At 43.1% G+C, this 19,401-nt stretch carries 15 protein-coding genes and 1 riboswitch; of the genes, 2 read left to right on the plus strand and 13 right to left on the minus strand.

Annotation, left to right across the window (positions count from 1 at the left end; translation table 11 throughout):
• Positions 1-89: 89 nt before the first annotated feature.
• The 13 genes from LG34_RS04115 to LG34_RS04175 form a co-directional block, all read right to left on the minus strand.
• Positions 90-1,265 (minus strand): cation:proton antiporter, encoded by a 1,176-nt coding sequence (locus LG34_RS04115; RefSeq protein ID WP_109215011.1) that lies wholly within the window; start codon positions 1,263-1,265, stop codon positions 90-92.
• Positions 1,266-1,313: 48 nt separating this feature from the next.
• A riboswitch (Fluoride riboswitch) is annotated at positions 1,314-1,393 on the minus strand.
• Between the two features lie 213 nt (positions 1,394-1,606).
• Positions 1,607-1,999, minus strand: a complete 393-nt coding sequence (locus LG34_RS04120; protein ID WP_109215012.1) for a cytidine deaminase family protein — start codon at positions 1,997-1,999, stop codon at positions 1,607-1,609.
• A gap of 192 nt (positions 2,000-2,191) precedes the next feature.
• A complete protein-coding gene (locus LG34_RS04125) occupies positions 2,192-3,001 on the minus strand; it encodes a Cof-type HAD-IIB family hydrolase (protein ID WP_109215013.1) in 810 nt (269 codons plus the stop codon).
• Positions 3,002-3,119: 118 nt separating this feature from the next.
• Positions 3,120-3,983, minus strand: coding sequence for a bifunctional chorismate mutase/prephenate dehydratase (locus LG34_RS04130; protein ID WP_109215014.1), 864 nt, complete (start codon positions 3,981-3,983; stop codon positions 3,120-3,122).
• A gap of 100 nt (positions 3,984-4,083) precedes the next feature.
• Positions 4,084-8,649: a PolC-type DNA polymerase III gene (locus LG34_RS04135; RefSeq protein ID WP_109215015.1), complete on the minus strand. Its 4,566-nt coding sequence runs from the start codon at positions 8,647-8,649 to the stop codon at positions 4,084-4,086.
• A gap of 4 nt (positions 8,650-8,653) precedes the next feature.
• Entirely contained in the window at positions 8,654-9,712 is a 1,059-nt protein-coding gene (ispG, locus tag LG34_RS04140; protein WP_109215016.1) for a flavodoxin-dependent (E)-4-hydroxy-3-methylbut-2-enyl-diphosphate synthase, read from the minus strand.
• Between the two features lie 149 nt (positions 9,713-9,861).
• Positions 9,862-10,902 carry an RIP metalloprotease RseP gene (gene rseP / locus LG34_RS04145; protein WP_330427520.1) on the minus strand — a complete coding sequence of 347 codons (1,041 nt, stop codon included), beginning with the start codon at positions 10,900-10,902 and terminating at the stop codon, positions 9,862-9,864.
• A 1-nt stretch (position 10,903) separates the two neighbouring features.
• The gene (dxr, locus tag LG34_RS04150; RefSeq protein WP_109215017.1) at positions 10,904-12,052 is read right to left on the minus strand and encodes a 1-deoxy-D-xylulose-5-phosphate reductoisomerase; all 1,149 of its coding nucleotides are present in this window, start codon (positions 12,050-12,052) and stop codon (positions 10,904-10,906) included.
• Positions 12,053-12,163: 111 nt separating this feature from the next.
• On the minus strand, positions 12,164-12,976 hold the full coding sequence (locus LG34_RS04155) for a phosphatidate cytidylyltransferase (RefSeq protein WP_109215018.1): 813 nt from the start codon (positions 12,974-12,976) through the stop codon (positions 12,164-12,166).
• A gap of 247 nt (positions 12,977-13,223) precedes the next feature.
• A complete protein-coding gene (locus tag LG34_RS04160) occupies positions 13,224-13,943 on the minus strand; it encodes an isoprenyl transferase (protein WP_109215019.1) in 720 nt (239 codons plus the stop codon).
• 154 nt (positions 13,944-14,097) lie between these two features.
• Positions 14,098-14,655 (minus strand): ribosome recycling factor, encoded by a 558-nt coding sequence (gene frr, locus LG34_RS04165; RefSeq protein WP_109215020.1) that lies wholly within the window; start codon positions 14,653-14,655, stop codon positions 14,098-14,100.
• Positions 14,656-14,712: 57 nt separating this feature from the next.
• Positions 14,713-15,408 carry a UMP kinase gene (gene pyrH, locus LG34_RS04170; RefSeq protein WP_021739139.1) on the minus strand — a complete coding sequence of 232 codons (696 nt, stop codon included), beginning with the start codon at positions 15,406-15,408 and terminating at the stop codon, positions 14,713-14,715.
• A 205-nt stretch (positions 15,409-15,613) separates the two neighbouring features.
• Positions 15,614-16,318: an aspartate/glutamate racemase family protein gene (locus tag LG34_RS04175; RefSeq protein WP_109215021.1), complete on the minus strand. Its 705-nt coding sequence runs from the start codon at positions 16,316-16,318 to the stop codon at positions 15,614-15,616.
• A 250-nt stretch (positions 16,319-16,568) separates the two neighbouring features.
• Here LG34_RS04175 and LG34_RS04180 point away from each other — a divergent pair, with 250 nt between their 5' ends.
• Positions 16,569-17,780: an ATP-grasp domain-containing protein gene (locus tag LG34_RS04180; RefSeq protein WP_109215022.1), complete on the plus strand. Its 1,212-nt coding sequence runs from the start codon at positions 16,569-16,571 to the stop codon at positions 17,778-17,780.
• A gap of 18 nt (positions 17,781-17,798) precedes the next feature.
• Positions 17,799-19,310 carry a Mur ligase family protein gene (locus LG34_RS04185; protein WP_109215023.1) on the plus strand — a complete coding sequence of 504 codons (1,512 nt, stop codon included), beginning with the start codon at positions 17,799-17,801 and terminating at the stop codon, positions 19,308-19,310.
• Positions 19,311-19,401 lie beyond the last annotated feature (91 nt).

Here is a 19,401-nt window from a genome sequence, read left to right on the forward strand (position 1 = left end):
TTGCATGACGCGCACCTCGCAACAAGAATGCCGGAGCATTCTTGAATTGCATAACTTTAGGATTTTTTTATTCGTTTTGTAGTTTTTCTTTACCTGCTCAGCCATTTCTTATACGACAGATCAATGGCAAATGCCCCAAGTGGTGCTGTGATCACAATCGCAAGAACCGCCACAGTAAGCACCGTATCTCCGCAGGCGAAACCTAATGCCAGCGGGATTCCTCCAATTGCAGCCTGAACGGTTGCTTTTGGGGTATACGCCAGCATAGCAAATAACCGCTCTTTTCGTTTCAGGCTTGTTCCTAACAGGCATACAAATACACCAAGCATTCTGAATACAAGTGCACCAACAATTACAAGGAGAGCCTTCGCTCCGACTTTTCCAAGGTATGATATATTTACTGTTGCTCCTACAAGCACAAACAGAAAAACTTCTGCTGCCACCCATAACTTTCCATATTTTGCAGAAAGCCGCTTTGCAACAACTTCTCTCCTTTTCTGTAGTCCTACGCCAATAAACATAATTGCGATCAGTGAGGAAAATGTAATAGCGGTTGTCAATTTATCCTCAAGCACTACAAGTAAAAATGAGATACTCAAAATAATCAACAGCTTTGACGTATCACGGATATGCACCTTTTTGAAATAATGTGCTAACAAAACTCCAAGGACTAATCCAATCGCGATTCCTAAAAATATGGAAATCGGAATATTTACAAACTTAAGCACGGAAGCACCTTCTCCCTGCATCATTCCAACAAAAGTGGAAAACAGAACGATAACATACACATCGTCAACGGACGCACCTGCAAGGATCAATTGCGGAATTCCTTCTTTTACTCCGTAGCCCTCATCCATAAGTTTCACCATTCTCGGAACAACCACAGCCGGGGAAACTGCCGCAAGTACAGCACCCATAATAGCCGCCTCCAACGTCGTTAATCCCATCAGTTTTGGTGCTAATAAAATCATACCGATCAACTCAAAAGATGCCGGCACAAAACACATAAGAACTGCCGGTCTGCCAATCTTTTTCAACCCCGATATATCCAGTCCCAGACCTGCTCTTGTAAGAATAATGATCAGTGCTATTTTTCGTAGATCGGCAGATATGCCAAGAATACTGCCATCCAACAGATTCAAGCCATATGGTCCCAGAACGATACCTGTAATCAACATTCCAAGCAGACTCGGCAATTTAATCTTCTGGCAGAGCCATCCCATGAACATTCCCAAAATCAGGATCAATGCAATACTTAATAACATAAAATTCCTCCTATATACGCAGAAAAAGCTGACACTTTCTGCGTTGATTTATTCGCAGAAGTCATCAGCTTTTATAAGCGGTTTAAGTAATTTTATTACCAAGGGAGAACTTCATTCCCTCTAAATTCTTTTGTAAGGATAACACACAAACTATTTTTTTGCAAGAAAACAATCCTATTTTTAATATAACCTGGGTTATAAAAAAGTAACCCATTGCCCTGATTCTGATCTTACATTATAATTGAATATAACATTTAAAATGAAACTTAAATCCATCCACTGATATAATTTTGTCACTCACCACCTATAGAAATTAAAGTCATCTCACGTCTGATATAATTTTATATCCACCATTCAGGTGTCAAATCTCCCAGAGTAACGATCCTCTCATTTTCATAATCCATCATTATTTCAACCTGCTTGTATTGTTCTGGCATTAACTGTACCATAAATTCCCGGCACGCTCCACATGGCGGAATCGCTTTTTCCTCTCTGTTAATGGCAATCACACGTTTAATAGCATCTTCTCCATTTGTAATCATGTTGAACATAGCATTACGCTCCGCACAGATACCCAATGTACACGATGTATCTACACAGACACCAACATATATTTTACCAGATACTGATTCTACTGCTGCGGAAACTCCACCTGCCCCAATAATTTCAGAGACATCTCGTGGTTTTAATACCTGTTTCGCCGCGTCATATAATTCTTTCCATTTATCATTCATTGATTTGAGCTCCTTTACAACTTCCAATCTACTGCATTTATTTTATTTCATTTACTTTATCTTTTAGCTTTCATCTCCACATTTATTACTAAAAAATCGAAGAACCCTTCCAAAATAACGATCAAAACGGAAGCATTCTTCGATTTCGTATTAGTTTCTAAAATTTATTAATTTTTCTCAAAAAGACATCCATCAGGAAAACTTCTCAATAACTTCTGCCACGCCGTCTTCGTTATTATCGTGCTCTGTGACATAATCCGCGGCATCTTTTACGCTCTGCACCGCATTTTTCATTGCCACACCCACACCGGCATTGCGGATCATACTGATATCATTCTCCTCATCTCCGATAGCCACCGCATTTTCAATCGGTACTCCAAGGAAATCACACAGGAACTCCACACCATATCCTTTATTTGCACCCAGTGGACAATACTCCAGATATTCTTTGCAGGAGAAAAAGCTGCTACACTTTCCTTTCTCCCACTCTGCATGCGCCTGCTGAAATGCTTCCAACCGCTCTTTGTGCTCCAGATCGATTAGAAGCATTTTCGGCGGTTCTTCATATAGCATGCTATTCAGATTTCCGGTAATCCTGCATGGCATTCCGGTCTTTTTCACATAAAAGTCAAGCTCTTTATTACGTTCTGCCGCAAGCACCTGTGTATCGGAATAGGTCTGAATATGTATCCCAGCTTCTATCGCCTCACGCAGCAGATATTCAGCATATTCAATCGGCAGACGCTTGTTGCTTAAAATACAGTCTGCTGAAAAATCGTAGATAGTTCCTCCATTGTATGCTACCAGATAGCAGCCCGGTCGCGTTAATTCAAGTTCTTTTGCAATTCTCCGACCGCTGCTGACAGCTCGTCCGGTTGCAAGGGCGATATAATGTCCCTGATCCACTGCATTCCGTAGTGCTTCCCGATTTTTATCTGAAATCGTTTTATCATCCCGCATTAATGTTCCGTCAAAATCAATAAAGAATATCTTTTTTTCCATACGACTGGCCTCCTACGATCTCTCTTCCTTTTCTCATAAGGTGTTACTTCATAAGTACTTTTCCAGAATATCCGGTTCTTCTTATTAATGTGATTGTATCATAGTTTCCATTTTGTTACTATCTGTAATTTCCCAAAATCTTAAAATTCCGGGCTTCATCCCGCAGACCAAGCACTGCATTTTTGATCGCACTGTCATTCAGATTACCGCTCAAATCCATGAAGAAACGATAATCCAGTGGATCTCTGGAAATAACAATGGACTCAATTCGGTTCATATTTAAATTATTGTAAGTCAAATGAGACATCAGGTGATATAATGAACCGCAGGCATCCGGTGCTTCAAAGCAAATGCTGATCTTGTCCGCGCCGCTCAAAGTTACACGGTCTTTGGAAATCAGCAGATAACGGTCCTTCGGCTGTGGGCTTGTCTCATATTTTTCCAGAATGTAAAAGCCATACTCTGCCACCAGATTGTAATTGGCAGACACATAACCGGATGTCGGATCCTGCATCGGAAGAAAGGCGAAATTAACTTCTTCCCGCTGCAATACATCGCAGGCTTCCCGCCAGTCTGCACATTTCTGCAAACCACACTCTTCCGGAAAATAGCTTTTTGCCGCTTCTTCGGAAGCCGAAATAAAGGCTGCTGCCGCATGGGTAAAATCAAGTTCTTTTACTTCCACAAAACCAGTCGGTGCAAATTTGCCATGCTCTGTCAAAAGCTGATACTGCCGCTTTCTGCTGACAGACATGATATGCTCAAATAACTCTCTGACTCCATGACTGTTAAAATCAGAATGTGCCAAAGCAGCTACAGAATCTAATTTTGATACCTCACGCTCTTTGTCAAATACAGCCTTTCCGGTTGAAATTTTATATTCTGCCACCTGTGTGGTCAATACCATACGGTTTTCAAATAATTCCACGATCTGACGGTCGATACCGTCAATCTCCTTTCGAATATCCAGTAAATCTTTCATCTGCCTTACTCCTTACGTTCACCCATATTTTTGCTAAAATAGATAAACTAATTTTTTCTTTATCTCTATCTTCGATTACTTATAAAAAACAAACATTCCACTACAGATCAAACAATGACAACTGATTGGATTCCGGAAGATCCGCTAAAATTCCCAAATCCACCATCAGGTCAATTACCGTCTTGCTGACTTTTGTACGCTGCCGGAAATCATCCCTTGAAAGAAATTTTCCGTCTTTTGCCGCCTCCACGACTGCATCTGCCGCTTTGTCTCCCAGACCGTCAATGGTACTGATGGATGGCATCAGTTTATTATCAATGATCTGGAAATGATGTGCTTTCGCTTTATAAAGGTCAATCGGTAAAAACTCAAATCCACGGGCATACATTTCCTGTACAATACGCATATCTTTGTAAGTATCCTGCTCCTTTTTGGACAGGGTATCTTTTCGCCGTTCATAATCATGCATGAAATATTCCAGTCGTTCTTTTCCCTGACACATCAGCTCATAGTTAAAGGATGTGGCACGGATACTGAAAAATGCCGCATAATAAGCCAGCGGATAAAATACCTTACACCATGCAATTCGCCATGCCATCATAACGTATGCCGCCGCATGCGCCTTCGGGAACATATACTTGATTTTTTCACAGGACCACACATACCAGTCCGGCACCCCGTGATCCAGCATGTCTTTCTTATATTCCGGCCATTCCTTGCATTTTCCATTGGCAACGGCACCTTTTCGTACACGCTCCATAATGGTAAACGCCTCCTCACTGTCCAGTCCTTTACCGATCAGATATGTCATGATATCGTCTCGGGTACAGATTGCAGTGGAAATCGTTGCTTTTCCTTCCTGAATCAAAGTCTGGGCATTACCAAGCCATACGTCTGTTCCATGGGACAGACCTGCGATTCTGACCAGATCCGAAAATGCCTGTGGTTTGGTATCAATTAACATCTGCATAGCAAAATCAGTACCAAACTCCGGAATTCCAAGAGCCCCCAGTTTGCATCCGCCGATATCTTCCGGCTCAATGCCAAGAGCTGAGGTATTCTGGAATAAGGACATAACTTCCGGGCTGTCCAGCGGAATCGTCTGCGGATCCACACCGGTCAGATCCTGAAGCATACGGATCATGGTCGGATCATCGTGTCCAAGAATATCAAGTTTTAACAGGTTGTGGTCAATGGAATGGTAGTCAAAATGCGTTGTGATGATGTCCGTCGTCATATCGTTCGCCGGATGCTGTACCGGGGTGAAAGAATAAATATTTTCACCCAGTGGAAGTACAATAATTCCACCCGGATGCTGACCGGTGGTACGTCGCACACCAACGCATCCCTGTACGATTCGATCAATCTCACAATTTCGTTTGTGAACACCACGTTCCTCGTAATAATTTTTTACATATCCAAATGCTGTTTTATCAGCTAACGTACCGATAGTTCCCGCACGGAACGTCTGACCATCACCGAAAATAACCTCGGTATATTTATGCGCCTTACTCTGGTAATCACCGGAGAAGTTCAGATCGATATCCGGCTCTTTGTTTCCCTTAAATCCAAGGAACGTCTCAAATGGGATATCAAATCCTTCCTTGATCAGCTTCTGACCACAGTGCGGGCAGTTGCGGTCCGGCATATCACAACCGGCTTTTCCGGCGTAACTTTTTACCAGATCCGAATCAAAATCTACATAATGACAGTTACTGCAAATATAATGCGGACTTAACGGATTTACCTCCGTGATACCTGCCATCGTGGCTACAAAAGAGGAGCCTACGGAACCTCGGGAACCTACCAGATAACCGTCCTCATTGGATTTCCACACCAGCTTCTGCGCAATGATGTACATAACGGCGAATCCATTAGAAATAATAGAATTCAACTCACGTTCCAGTCGCTCAACAACCACCGGCGGCAGATCTTCGCCGTAAATCTCATGCGCTCTCGTATAACAGATCTCACGCAGCATGCCATCGGAATTTTCAATGACAGGCGGACACTTATCCGGTCTGACCGGTGAGATTTTTTCACACATATTTGCTATTTTATTTGTATTCTCAATGACAACTTCTTCTGCTTTTTCACTGCCAAGGTACTCAAATTCCTTCAGCATTTCCTCTGTGGTACGCAGGAAAAGCGGAGCCTGATCATCTGCATCCTTAAAGCCCTTACCCGCCATGATGATACGGCGGTATACTTCATCCTCCGGATCAAGGAAATGCACGTCACAGGTTGCCACAACCAGTTTGTTAAACTGCTCGCCCAGTTCTACGATCTGACGGTTGATATCTTTCAGATCTTCTTCTGATTCCACCGGTTCTTTGTCGGTGCGCAGCATAAACGCATTGTTTCCCAGCGGCTGAATCTCCAGATAATCATAAAACTGCACGATTCGCGCAACTTCTTCCTGCGAACTTCCACGTAATAAAGTACGATATAACTCCCCTGCCTCACAGGCGGAACCAAGCAGAATACCTTCCCGATATTTCATAAATTCGCTTTTTGGAATCTTCGGACGCCGGTTATAATATTTAATATGGGAATCCGATACCAGACGATATAGATTCACACGACCGATATCATTCTGTGCCAGCATGATCGCATGATAACTTGGCATTTTTCGAATGGTCTCTTCCGTATAACTCTCCATCTGGTCTAAATCTTCCATAGTTTCCACACCACGATCCCGCAGCATTTCCACCAATTTAACAAAAATCTCTGCCGTACAGGCCGCATCGTCTACCGCACGGTGATGATGCGCCAGTGACACATTCAATGCTTTCGCCACCGTATCCAGCTTGAATCGGTTCAGTGCCGGAAGCAGAACACGGGATAATGCTACCGTATCCAGAACGGTCTTCTCACACTCTAATCCAAGCGCACTGCAGTTGTGCTTGATAAAACTCATATCAAAGTCTGCATTATGTGCAACCATAACCGCATCCTGGCAAAATTCCATAAACTTTGGTAAAATTTCGTCAATGGTCGGCGCATCCAGCACCATATCGTCATTGATGCTGGTCAGCTGTTCGATTTCAAACGGAATCGGTACTTTCGGATTGACAAACGTGGAAAAACGTTCCGTGATGGAACCGTTTACAACTTTTACCGCACCAATCTCAATGATCTGGTTTTTGGATGGACTGAATCCAGTGGTCTCAAGGTCAAATACTACAAAGGTATCTGCAAAAGACTGTCCCATCGGATGTTCTACCAGACCTTTCAAATCGTCCACCAGATATGCTTCCATACCGTAAATGATCTTGAAATCATCGTCCTTTCCAATGGCATGATTTGCATCCGGGAACGCCTGTACATCTCCGTGGTCTGTGATGGCGATGGCCTTGTGTCCCCATTTCATGGCACGTTTGATGATGTCTTTGACATCGGAAACACCATCCATATCACTCATTTTTGTATGGCAGTGCAGTTCCACACGTTTCACCGGACTGGTGTCCATACGGGTAGATACAAAGGACGGGATTTTTTTAATACCAATGACAGAACCGATGGTCAGCTCACTGTCAAACCGGTCAATCGTTGTTACACCTTTGATCTTCAAAAATGCACCTTTCGCAACACCGCCATTTTTGATTTCATCCAGATACTCATTTTTACAGAACATTTTTACCATGATCGTATCGGTAAAGTCGGTAATGGAAAACATCAGAATCGTTTTCTCACCACGGATCGGGCGCTCATCCATAGACAGAATCTGTCCACGAATGACAACTTCTCCCATCTCTCCCATGATCTGTTCGATACGGATTGCTTCTTCGTCAAAATCTCGACCGTATACCACATCCGGATTATCGGATCTTTTGTAAGAACCACGATCCCTGAAATCCCGTTTTCCGCCAAAGCTCTTTTTGAAACCGCCACGGTCTTCCTGTTTTGCAGGCTTTTTCTCTGCTGCAGAGGATTCCTTTTTGACAGCTGCTGCTTTTTCGGTTTTCTTTTCTGCTGTTTTTTTTGCAGGTTTTGCTGCAGAATCACCAGTCTCCCAAGGTACTTCCGACGCACCGGCTTCCGGGCTTTCCATGTATTCTCCCTCCGGATGACGCTTCGCACCAAAGCTGGAAAGCCGGATGACATTTTCTACCTCATTCTGCATCTTGATATCTGCATTTTTCCGATATTTTGATGCCTCTTTTTCATGAAACTCCATCTCAATCTGAATCGACAGATTGCAGCGTTCATTGAAAATCTTCTCCAGAATGTGATAAATTTCCTCTTCCTTCTGATGCGCCAGAACCGAATCTTCCAGACTGACACGCAGTACTTTTTCTTCCACCACGTCTAATTTTGCATGACGCAGCAGATTGTATTCCAGCAGACTGTAGCGGTGAAATTCCGTCAAAATACTGTTCCAGTACACATCCAGCAGGTTTTTCAATGTATACTGCTCGGACAGCTGGAATTTTTCAATGATCTTGATGTTCATCGTATGATGCGGAAAAAGCTGCCGTTTCAGCTCATTTTCCAGAAAATATACTTTTTCTTTTGGCAAAAGTCTGCCGCATCCTAGATAAATGCGCAGTGAGTTTCTCTGTCTCGTTGTAGAAACCTTTGAAACCGTGGCATCATCCAGCATGCCCTGCAGATCTGTATCCAGTTTTAATTGTGGAAATACCTCAAAAAAGCTTTTTGCCATTTATCTATTCACTCCAATTGATGAGCTCCTGTCGCAGTGCTTCTAATAACTCTGCCTCCGGAACTTTCTTTATCACTTCGCCACGGCGAATGAGCAGACCTTCCTGTCTGCCGCCGCAGATACCAAGATCCGCTTCTTTTGCTTCACCCGGTCCGTTTACCACGCAGCCCATAACGGCTACTTTTATATCCAGTGGGAACTCTGCCACCATATTTTCCACTTTATTTGCCAGACCGATCAGATCAATGCTGGTACGTCCGCAGGTCGGACATGAAACAATCTCAATACCGCCTTTGCGCAGTCCCAGTGTTTTCAGGATCAGTTTGGCAGATTTGATCTCTTCCACCGGATCTCCGGTTAGAGAAACACGGATCGTGTCACCGATTCCCTGATTTAAGATCAGTCCCAGACCGATAGAAGATTTGATGTTTCCGCTGATGATGGTTCCAGATTCTGTAATGCCCACATGCAGCGGATAATCTGTCTTTTTGGAAATCAGTTCATGTGCTTTGACACACATCATGACATCGGAAGATTTGATACTTATAACCAGATTGTCATAACCGAAATCCTCGATCATTTTTACCTTATCCAGTGCACTCTCCACGATTCCTTCTGCGGTAACACCGTGGTATTTCTCCACCAGTTCTTTTTCCAGAGAACCGCTGTTTACACCGACACGGATCGGAATATTCCGCTCTCTGGCACAGTCAACTACTGCTTTCACGCGCTCTGCAGAACCGATATTGCCCGGATTGATACGGATCTTATCTGCACCATTTTCCATCGCTGCAATGGCAAGTCTATAATCAAAATGTATGTCCGCCACAAGTGGAATATGAATCTGTTTTTTGATCTCTGCCAACGCTTTTGCCGCTTCCATATCCGGAACCGTACTGCGGATGATCTGACATCCCGCACGCTCCAGCTGCAGAATCTGAGCTACCGTTGCCTCCACATCCTGTGTCTTTGTATTTGTCATGGACTGAATCGCGATGGGATGCTTGCCACCAATGACCACATCACCGATTCGTACCTCTTTTGTACGTCTTCTCTCTGCCATTTTCTTCTCCTTTTAAAATAAGCGGATATTCCAAATCCTTTTACACTACTTGCTCATAGCTAAATAGTTGTTACTTCACAGTTTATCAGAAGAAACATTACTTTCTCTACTTCATCTCAGTAAATTCTATCGAAACGTTCTTAATTTGCCTATGGTATCAGCTTTCGGATATCATTAAACATAATCAGGATCATCAGTCCAAACAGACACAATAATCCGATAAAATGCACCATGCCTTCTTTATCTTCACTGACGCGCTTTCCACGAATCGCCTCGATCACCAGAAATACAAGACGACCACCGTCCAGTGCCGGAATCGGAAGCAAATTCATCACACCAAGGTTTGCCGACAGCAGCAACGCCAGATTCAGCAAATTCATCCAGACGTAAAATGCACCATCCGACTTGCTCATATCGTAAGTATCCCCGATGGTTTTTACAATTCCAACCGGACCGGACAGATCGTTGACACTGACCTGACGGGTCAGAAGCATTTTCAGGCTTCCCACTGTATACTGAATCCAGTATTTCACTTCATACACACTGTACTGCAGTGTCTTGATCGGACCGACTTTTGTATATTCACCGGAACCGTCAATTCCGTAACGGTAACGTCCCTGTTCCTCATCATAAGTCGGCTGCACTTCTACGATATGGCGCTCACCATTTCTCTCATAAGTAACTTCCACAGTCTCACCGGCATGAAACAGTGTATACATACTGATTTCCTTGAAAAAATGAATATGTTTATGATTCATTTTGATGATCTCATCACCTGCCTGCAATCCTGCTGTCTGAGCACCATATCCATCTTCCACCTGCGCTACGGTTGGTGTGGAGATACCGATATTTCCAAGAATGATGACTGCCAACACAAAGGCCATGATAAAGTTAAAAATCGGTCCCGCCGCAACGACACTGATCCGCGCCCAGACAGATTTTTTCTGAAAAGACCGGTCATCATCACTCTGGCTGTCCTCGCCCTCCATCATACAGGCGCCGCCAAAAGGCAGCAGTTTAATGGAATACTTTGTCTCACCTTTTGTAAATCCCACGATGGTTGGTCCCAGTCCCAGAGAAAACTCATTGACCCGGATTCCGTTGGCTTTTGCCAGCAGGAAATGTCCCAGTTCGTGAAACAGAATAATCGCACTGAACAGTAATATCGCTATGATATACTTTATGATCACCCTACCACCTGCTTTCTATCCATTCATATACTGCTGCCTCCGTTGCCAGAATCTCTTCCACAGACGGATGTTCAATATATGTAATTTCCTCCATTGCAGATGCGATAATATCAGGAATATCAAGAAATGCGATTCTCCGCTCCAGAAACATTGCTACTGCTTTCTCATTTGCTGCATTAAATACCGTCGGAATATTTCCACCGCGGCGCATAGCCTCCAACGCAAATTTCAGTCCCTCAAAGGTATCCATATCCGGTGCTTCAAATGTCATCTGACCAAGCTTGTAAAAATCAAGGCGCATGCCGCGTAAAAATCTACGTTCCGGATAATACAGTGCATACTGGATTGGAAGTTTCATATCCGGTGTACCAAGCTGCGCAATGATCGCACCATCCTCGTACTGTACCATGGAATGGATCACGCTCTGCGGATGTACTACAACCTGAATCTGATCCAGCTCTACGTCAAACAGCCATTTTGCTTCCATTACTTCCAGACCTTTGTTTACCAATGTTGCAGAATCAATGGTAATTTTACGTCCCATCACCCAATTCGGGTGTTTCAGGGCATCCTCCAGACGCACCTGGGAAAGCTGCTCTCTGGTCATTCCACGGAACGGTCCGCCGGAAGCGGTCAATAAAATTTTGTCAATCTTGTTTCCGTGCTCTTTCTCCCCATTCAGAGACTGAAAGATTGCACTGTGTTCACTGTCTACCGGTAAAATACGAACACCACATTTTTTTGCCAGCGGCATAATAATATGTCCCGCAGTTACCAGAGTCTCCTTATTTGCCAGTGCAATGTCTTTTCCGGCTTCAATCGCTGCAATCGTCGGGCGGATGCCAAGCATGCCAACAATCGCTGTTACCAGAACTTCTGCTTTTTCTTCACAAGCCACTGCCATCAGTCCGTCCATGCCAGACAGTACCGGAATATCAAGATCACTGATACGAAGTGCCAGTTCTTTCGCTTTTTCTTCTGTCTTTACCGCTGCCAGAACCGGTTTGAATTCACGAATCTGCCGCTCCAGCAGGTCAATGTTATCGCCTGCTGATAATGCGGTTACTTTTATATCCTGTTGTGCACGCACAACTTCCAGTGTCTGGGTACCGATGGAACCGGTGGAACCCAGAATCGCTATATATTTCATTCCTCTTATTCCTTTCTCTTGAAAGTTTTAAGTTAAAATTCGCACTTCACATGCTAAAAAATGATAGTCTAAATACGCATTTTCAAATAATGTATGTGAAATGCAGCACTTTTAAATAGCAAGCTGTAACAGATTACCAGTCAGATAGAAAATGATCGGTGCAGTAAAAATGACACTGTCAAAACGATCCAGAATACCACCGTGACCCGGAATCAGTTTTCCATAATCTTTGATATCAAAGTTACGCTTGATCGCGGAAGCTGCCAGATCACCCACCATGGAGATCAGTGCGCCTGCCGCACAGATACCTGCCATCATAAAAATATATGGCACATCTACATGCATAGAACCACGGAATAAGAATCCGTAAATAAGTGTCAGTAATGCAGCTCCAACCACACCGCCGACAGCACCTTCCACTGATTTTTTCGGGCTTAACACCGGTGCCATCTTGTGTTTTCCAAAGAGCATTCCCACGCAGTATGCACAGGTATCGCAGCCCCAGGAGCACAAAAAGATCAACCATACCAGATATCTTCCGCCCTCTAAAGAACGTGTCTCATAAATGCAGGACAGCATAACTGCCACATAGAACACGCCGAAAAATGTAGCAATGATCTGGTTCGCATGAAATTTCGGATAGCCAAAAACAAACACGCACATACACACGATCAGCAATGCCATCACAAACATCATAATATCCGGGATAAAACCAAATGCTACATTCAGATAATATACAATGGCTGCCACATAGCCCACGATTCCCGGTGCACTTTTTTCAATTCCAAATACACGGTACAGCTCAAACAGTCCGATCAGGGAGATAATTCCCAGTACGGTCAGAAGCAGGTATCCTCCGTGTATAATAAATAGCAATGCCAGCAGCACCAGAACGATACCACTCAACAGTCTTGTCTTAAACATATTTTTTCCTCTCTTACATTCAGGTATTTCTTTAAAAATCCCTTTTTATCATCAACCACATATGCAAAACTTATGCTAACCCAAGTTATACACAAGCTTTCATTTCAAGAATGCTCCGGCATTCTTGTTGCGAGGTGCGCGTCATGCAATTGCATGACATACTTCAACTGCGCACCTCTGTAATCCTGCCGGAGGCTATATCAGATGGGGGATTGGCTCCCATCTGATATATTCGGCTCAAATTCCGTTACGCCTTTACCTTACCATAACGACGGTCACGGCTTGTATAAGCCTCAATCGCTTTCACCAGCTCTGCTTTATTGAACTCCGGCCATGGAGTATCCGTAAAATAAAACTCACTGTATGCATGCTGCCACATCAGATAATTAGACAGTCTCTGCTCTCCGCTGGTACGGATCATCAGATCCGGATCCGGGATTCCTGCAGTATCCAGATAATCTGAAAAATGTGCTTCATCCACTTCCTCCAGTGTGATTTTTCCTTCTTTATAATCCTGCATCATCTGGCGCATGCCGCGCAGCATCTCATCCCTGCTGCCGTAATTAATCGCAATCTGAAACTGCAGACCAGTATTTTTTGCGGTGTCAGTTTCCAGTGTGCGGATACTTTCCTGCAGATCTTCTGCCAGACCGGTCTTGTCTCCGATCACGCGCACTCTGGTGTTATTTTTCATCGCTTTTGTATAGCAGATTTTGATATATTTACGGAATAAAAACATTAATGTCTTTACTTCTGATTCCGGGCGGCTCCAGTTTTCTGTGGAAAATGCATATACTGTCAGATATTTGATACCAAGTGCATCTGCATCCTCACAGATATCCATGATCACATCTGCGCCTTTGGAGTGTCCGTAAGTACGCGGCATCCCCTTTGATTTCGCCCAACGACCGTTTCCATCCATGATAATGGAGACATGGGTCGGTATCTTCAACTGTGAAAGTTCCATATTTTTCCCCTTTCTCAGAAAAGGACATAGCCTGCGCCATGTCCCCATCTTTCTTATCTTTCCGATTTTTCAGATCAGTCAATGCCATTCATCTGTGTTCGATTCGATTATGAATTTCTATGAATTGACATCAGCAAAATACTGTATTTTGCTATTATACTGTCATGATCTCTTTTGTTTTTTCTGCAACTGCAGCGTCAACATCAGCAATGTATTTGTCTGTCAGTTTCTGAACCTGAGTCTCCAGATCTTTGATCTCGTCCTCAGATACATCGCCTGCTTTACCAATTTTCTTTAAAGCATCGTTTGCATCACGACGGATGTTACGAACAGCAACTTTGGCAGCCTCGCCTTTTTTCTTTACATCTTTGGCAAGATCTTTACGTCTCTCCTCTGTCAGCTCCGGGAATACCAGACGAATACATTTTCCATCGTTTGTCGGATTGATTCCAAGATCGGATGTCATGATTGCTTTCTCGATTGCTTTTACCATGGATGCCTCCCAAGGCTGGATCATGATCATACGTGCTTCCGGAACAGATACGTTTGCAACCTGCTGGATTGCTGTCGGTGCGCCATAATAATCTACGCGGATCTGATCCAGTACATGCGGATTTGCACGACCTGCACGGATGGATGTGTACTCCTCCAGTAAGTTGTTGTAAGATTTCTGCATCTTTGTCTCATAAGGTTTGATTGTCTCGTTTGCCATATTTTAATCCTCCAAATATTTTCTTTTTACCTTCTGATATTACTTATCTTATATGGATTATACGGTTACTTTCGTTCCGTTAAAATCGCCGCTGATTGCTTTTACAATGCTGTTCTCCTCGTTTAATCCAAATACATACATCGGCATTTTATTTTCCATGCTCAGGATGGATGCCGTCAGATCAACAACTGCCAGCTGTTTGTCGATAACTTCCTGAATGCTTACCTCATCGTAACGTTTTGCATCCGGATTTGTCTTCGGATCACTGTCATATACACCATCGATTGCTTTTGCAAGCAGGATAACGTCTGCCTCGATCTCGATGGCACGCAGAACAGTTGCTGTATCTGTGGAGAAATACGGATGACCGGTTCCACCTGCGAAAAATACAACCATTCCTTTTTCAAAATATTTGTTTGCACGGTCTTTGGAAAACAGTTTTGTAAAGGAACCGCACTCGAACGGTGTCAGTACGTTTGTCTTCATTCCTACGGAACGGAAGATCTCAGATACATAAATGCAGTTCATAACAGTTGCAAGCATACCAATCTGATCTGCTTTTGTACGGTCGATGGTCTCGCTGGTACGTCCTCTCCAGAAGTTTCCTCCGCCGATTACGATACCGACTTCAATTCCCTGATCTACTAACTGTTTTACCTGATTTGCAACAACGGTAACGGTTGCCTCATCAAAACCAAATTTTTTATCTCCTGCCAGCGCTTCTCCGCTCAGCTTCAGTAAAACTCTCTTCATAAGAATTCTGTCCTTTCTTTTTATTTACTTTCATTATTTTGTGATCACATCACGCTATAATTTCGCTCTTTATCAATCACATTGCTATGTTGACTCACTTAAATGCATTCTCTCATAAATAACATTCATCACTTGTCAATCATACCAACCCATTGACTCATTTGAAATTATTATACCATACCTTTACATATTATGGTAGCGAAAATTACTCGCAGTAAACACCGCCGCATCTTTCAATACATGCCTTTGCCACTACGTTCATGGCATCAATATAAAAGTCCGGATTCAGGCTGTAATTGACATTTAATACAGATAACTCTGTACATGCAAGAATCACTGCATCACAGCCCTGTCCACGCAGTTCATGCACCACGTTCATAAACTGATGACGGTCACCTTTCTCACCACGTTTGATCTGCTCATAGATCAGAGACATAACATCTTTCTGACGTTCTTCTGACGGATATACCACTTCAATGCCATATTTTTCCAGTGCTTTTTTGTACATACCGCCCTTGACCGTTCCATCTGTCGCCATAACACCGACTTTCTTTCTGCCCCGCTCAGATGCGTAACGTGCAGTCTCTTCGATCATGTTGATGAATTTTCCGTTTGTCAGTTCCTGCAGACGGTCTGCAAAATAATGACAGGTGTTACATGGAATTGCAAAATATTCACATCCAAGCTGCTCCATACCGCGGATATCTTTTGCAATAATGTCCCACAGATAATCCTGCTTTCCACACAAAATGCATTCCGTACGATCCGGAATCGACGCATGATTATAAATGAGAATGTCCAGATGCTCACGGTCATTGTTTACCGAAGTATTATCGATAATCTTTTTATAAAAAAGCACCGTAGCTTCTGATCCCATTCCTCCTAAAATTCCTAATTTTTTTTTTTCCATATGCTTATGGTTTCCTTTCCTTATGCTTATGGTTCCTTTTCTTTATAAAAGGTAATATTTTTCTTGCAAAAATGTATCATAACACACTTTTCCGCTTTCGACTATATCAAATCTGTTTTTTAGTGTCAACTACATGCGTTTTCTGACGAACTATAACATAATTTTTTCCGGGAAATGAACTTGTATAAATGACGCATCTGGTATAAAATAGTGCAGGAATCACAATAGAAATAATTGGAGGATTATAGATATGGAATTTAAAAAACAGCCCTTCATACCAATGCTTTTTGGCGGCGACATCAATACATACAGTGTTGCCCGTGCATTTTATGAAGAATATCAGGTAAAAACCTATGTATTTGGAAAGTTTCCAAGCGGTCCAAGTTACAACAGTAATATTATTGAATACCATGCAAATTTAAAAATTGATACAGACGAAGTATTTATGCAGACCGTCCGCGATTTTGCCGCTGCACACGCAGACAAAACCGTCCTTACCATCGGTTGCGGCGATTCCTATGTAGCACTGTGCAGCCGTCATAAAGATGAGATGCCGGAAAATGTCATTGCTCCGTACATCGATTTTGAGCTGATGGACAGACTGCAGCAGAAAGAACTGTTCTACCGTCTCTGCCGTGAACACGATATTGATTTTCCGGATACTCTTGTATTCCGTCACGGCATGGATCTGGATTTTGAACTGCCGTTCTCTTTCCCGGTCATTTTAAAACCGTCCAACTCCGTTATGTATTGGGAGCATGAATTCCCGACACAGGAAAAAGTATACAAAATTGATAACGACAAAAAATTAAAAGACACGATCCGTCAGATCTACGATGCAGGATACACCGATTCCCTCATCATTCAGGATACTATTCCTGGAAATGACGAATTCATGCGTGTACTGACCTGCTTCTCCGGAAAAGACAAAAAAGTAAAAATGATGTGTCTCGGACACGTTCTCTTAGAGGAACATACACCACACGGTTCCGGTAACCATGCCGTGATCATCACAGAACCGCAGGAAGAACTGATGACAAAGGTTAAAAACCTGTTAGAGACTATCGGTTATGTCGGATTTTCAAATTTTGATATCAAATACGATATCCGTGACAACCGCTACAAATTCTTTGAGATCAACACCCGTCAGGGACGTTCCAACTACTATGTGACAGGTTCCGGTTTCAACGTAGCCCGTTATTTTGTCGAAGAGTTTGTATACAACAAAGACATTCCGTTTAAAATTGCAAAAGACGAACACCTCTGGATGGTTGTACCGAAAGCAGTTGCCCGCAAATATGTACATCAACCGGAAAACAAAGAAAAATTAAACCGTCTGATCCGGGAAGGAAAAGTTGTAAATCCAGTATTTATGAAAGGCGATTTCAACTTTAACCGCTGGCTGCGTATGGTCAAGAACCACTTCAGCCACTTCCGCAAATTTAAAACATACTACCACTAAAAGCAGAGAGGAATACTTATGATTACTTATACACAGCAGGATTATCTGAATACCCTGACAGACGCCGGTCTTGTGACAGACAGCAATCTGTATGGTCATGCCGCTGATTCCGTTCAGGGATTAACTTACAATTCCAAAGAAGCGGCATCCGGAACCTTATTTGTCTGTAAAGGAGCCGCTTTCCGTCCGGAATATCTGGCAGACGCGGTTTCCCACGGCGCCACTTTATATGTCAGCGAACAGAAATTTGATCTGAATACAGAAGTTCCATACATTTTAGTTTCTGATGTCAGAAAAGCAATGCCGTACCTTGGCAAACTTTTTTATAACGATCCGTCCAAAGATCTGAACCTGATCGGTGTCGGCGGAACCAAGGGAAAATCTACCACCGCTTACTATGTAAAAGCCATCGTGGATGACTATATGGCAAGCCTTGGCAAAAAAGAGAGCGCTGTCATCTCTTCCATCGATGTTTATGACGGTATAACAAAAGTGGAATCCCACATCACCACTCCGGAAAATATCGAACTGATGCAGCATTTCCGCAATGCCGTAGATTCCGGGATTGATTTCCTTGAAATGGAAGTATCCAGTCAGGCTTTAAAATATGGTCGTGTGGAGCAGATCATGTTTGACGCTGCCATCTTCCTGAACATTTCTGAGGATCATATCAGTCCGATCGAACATCCGGATTTTGAAGATTACTTCTCTTCCAAGTTAAAAATGTTCGCACAGACAAAGAATGCGCTGATCAATACAAACTCTGATTATTTTGAGCGTGTTGCAGAAGCTGCAAAAGCAGCTCCAAATGTAATTACCTTCGGTACAAACGAAGGCAGTGACATTTACGGATATGATATTGAAAAAGTAGACCATGAAATCCACTTCCGTGTAAAATGTGACCGCTTCGATGAGACTTTTGCACTGACCATGCCGGGACTCTTTAATGTAGAAAATGCTTTAGCTGCCATCGCTGCCGCTTATGTATTCAACATTCCGGTTGAGTTTATGAAATCCGGTCTGTACCGTGCACGTTCCTCAGGAAGAATGGAAACTTATATGTCTGCAGACAAGAATATCATCGCCGTTGTTGACTATGCACACAACAAATTAAGCTTTGACAAACTCTTCTCTTCCACCAGAAAAGAGTATCCAGATTACGATATCATTTCCATTTTCGGCTGCCCGGGTAAAAAAGCATTTATCCGCCGCCGTGACCTTGGAACCATCGCCGGTATGTACTCTAAAAAAGTATATCTGGTTGCTGAGGATCCGGGTGCGGAACCGGTAGAACAGATTTCCAAAGACATTGCGCAGTATGTAGAGGCACAGCATTGTCCGTATGAAATGATCGAAGATCGTGGAGAAGCTATCCACAAAGCGATCATGGAAGCCGAAGGAAAAACCATTCTACTGATCACAGGAAAAGGAAATGAAACCCGTCAGAAATATGGCACCGAATATCTGGATTGCCCATCTGATGTGGAATATACGAAAAAATACTTGGCTGAGTACGATGCTGCTCACTAAGTTTTTTACTGACAATAACTGAATAACAAACAGGTAGTGTAAATAATTCAAGTCGAACGCACGTGAGACTTGGTGCGTGATTCTGGTCAGC

Source organism: Eubacterium ramulus, from assembly GCF_003122485.1.
Classification (GTDB): domain Bacteria; phylum Bacillota; class Clostridia; order Lachnospirales; family Lachnospiraceae; genus Eubacterium_I; species Eubacterium_I ramulus_A.

What these genes read in the sequence shown, in the direction of transcription:
- LG34_RS04135 (WP_109215015.1), bottom strand. Translation starts at nt 8,649, where the DNA reads ATGGCAAAAAGCTTTTTTGAGGTATTTCCACAATTAAAACTGGATACA.
- LG34_RS04125 (WP_109215013.1), bottom strand. Translation starts at nt 3,001, where the DNA reads ATGGAAAAAAAGATATTCTTTATTGATTTTGACGGAACATTAATGCGG.
- pyrH (WP_021739139.1), bottom strand. Translation starts at nt 15,408, where the DNA reads ATGAAGAGAGTTTTACTGAAGCTGAGCGGAGAAGCGCTGGCAGGAGAT.
- LG34_RS04130 (WP_109215014.1), bottom strand. Translation starts at nt 3,983, where the DNA reads ATGAAAGATTTACTGGATATTCGAAAGGAGATTGACGGTATCGACCGT.
- LG34_RS04180 (WP_109215022.1), top strand. Translation starts at nt 16,569, where the DNA reads ATGGAATTTAAAAAACAGCCCTTCATACCAATGCTTTTTGGCGGCGAC.
- ispG (WP_109215016.1), bottom strand. Translation starts at nt 9,712, where the DNA reads ATGGCAGAGAGAAGACGTACAAAAGAGGTACGAATCGGTGATGTGGTC.
- LG34_RS04155 (WP_109215018.1), bottom strand. Translation starts at nt 12,976, where the DNA reads ATGTTTAAGACAAGACTGTTGAGTGGTATCGTTCTGGTGCTGCTGGCA.
- LG34_RS04120 (WP_109215012.1), bottom strand. Translation starts at nt 1,999, where the DNA reads ATGAATGATAAATGGAAAGAATTATATGACGCGGCGAAACAGGTATTA.
- LG34_RS04185 (WP_109215023.1), top strand. Translation starts at nt 17,799, where the DNA reads ATGATTACTTATACACAGCAGGATTATCTGAATACCCTGACAGACGCC.
- LG34_RS04115 (WP_109215011.1), bottom strand. Translation starts at nt 1,265, where the DNA reads ATGTTATTAAGTATTGCATTGATCCTGATTTTGGGAATGTTCATGGGA.
- LG34_RS04175 (WP_109215021.1), bottom strand. Translation starts at nt 16,318, where the DNA reads ATGGAAAAAAAAAAATTAGGAATTTTAGGAGGAATGGGATCAGAAGCT.
- LG34_RS04160 (WP_109215019.1), bottom strand. Translation starts at nt 13,943, where the DNA reads ATGGAACTTTCACAGTTGAAGATACCGACCCATGTCTCCATTATCATG.
- frr (WP_109215020.1), bottom strand. Translation starts at nt 14,655, where the DNA reads ATGGCAAACGAGACAATCAAACCTTATGAGACAAAGATGCAGAAATCT.
- dxr (WP_109215017.1), bottom strand. Translation starts at nt 12,052, where the DNA reads ATGAAATATATAGCGATTCTGGGTTCCACCGGTTCCATCGGTACCCAG.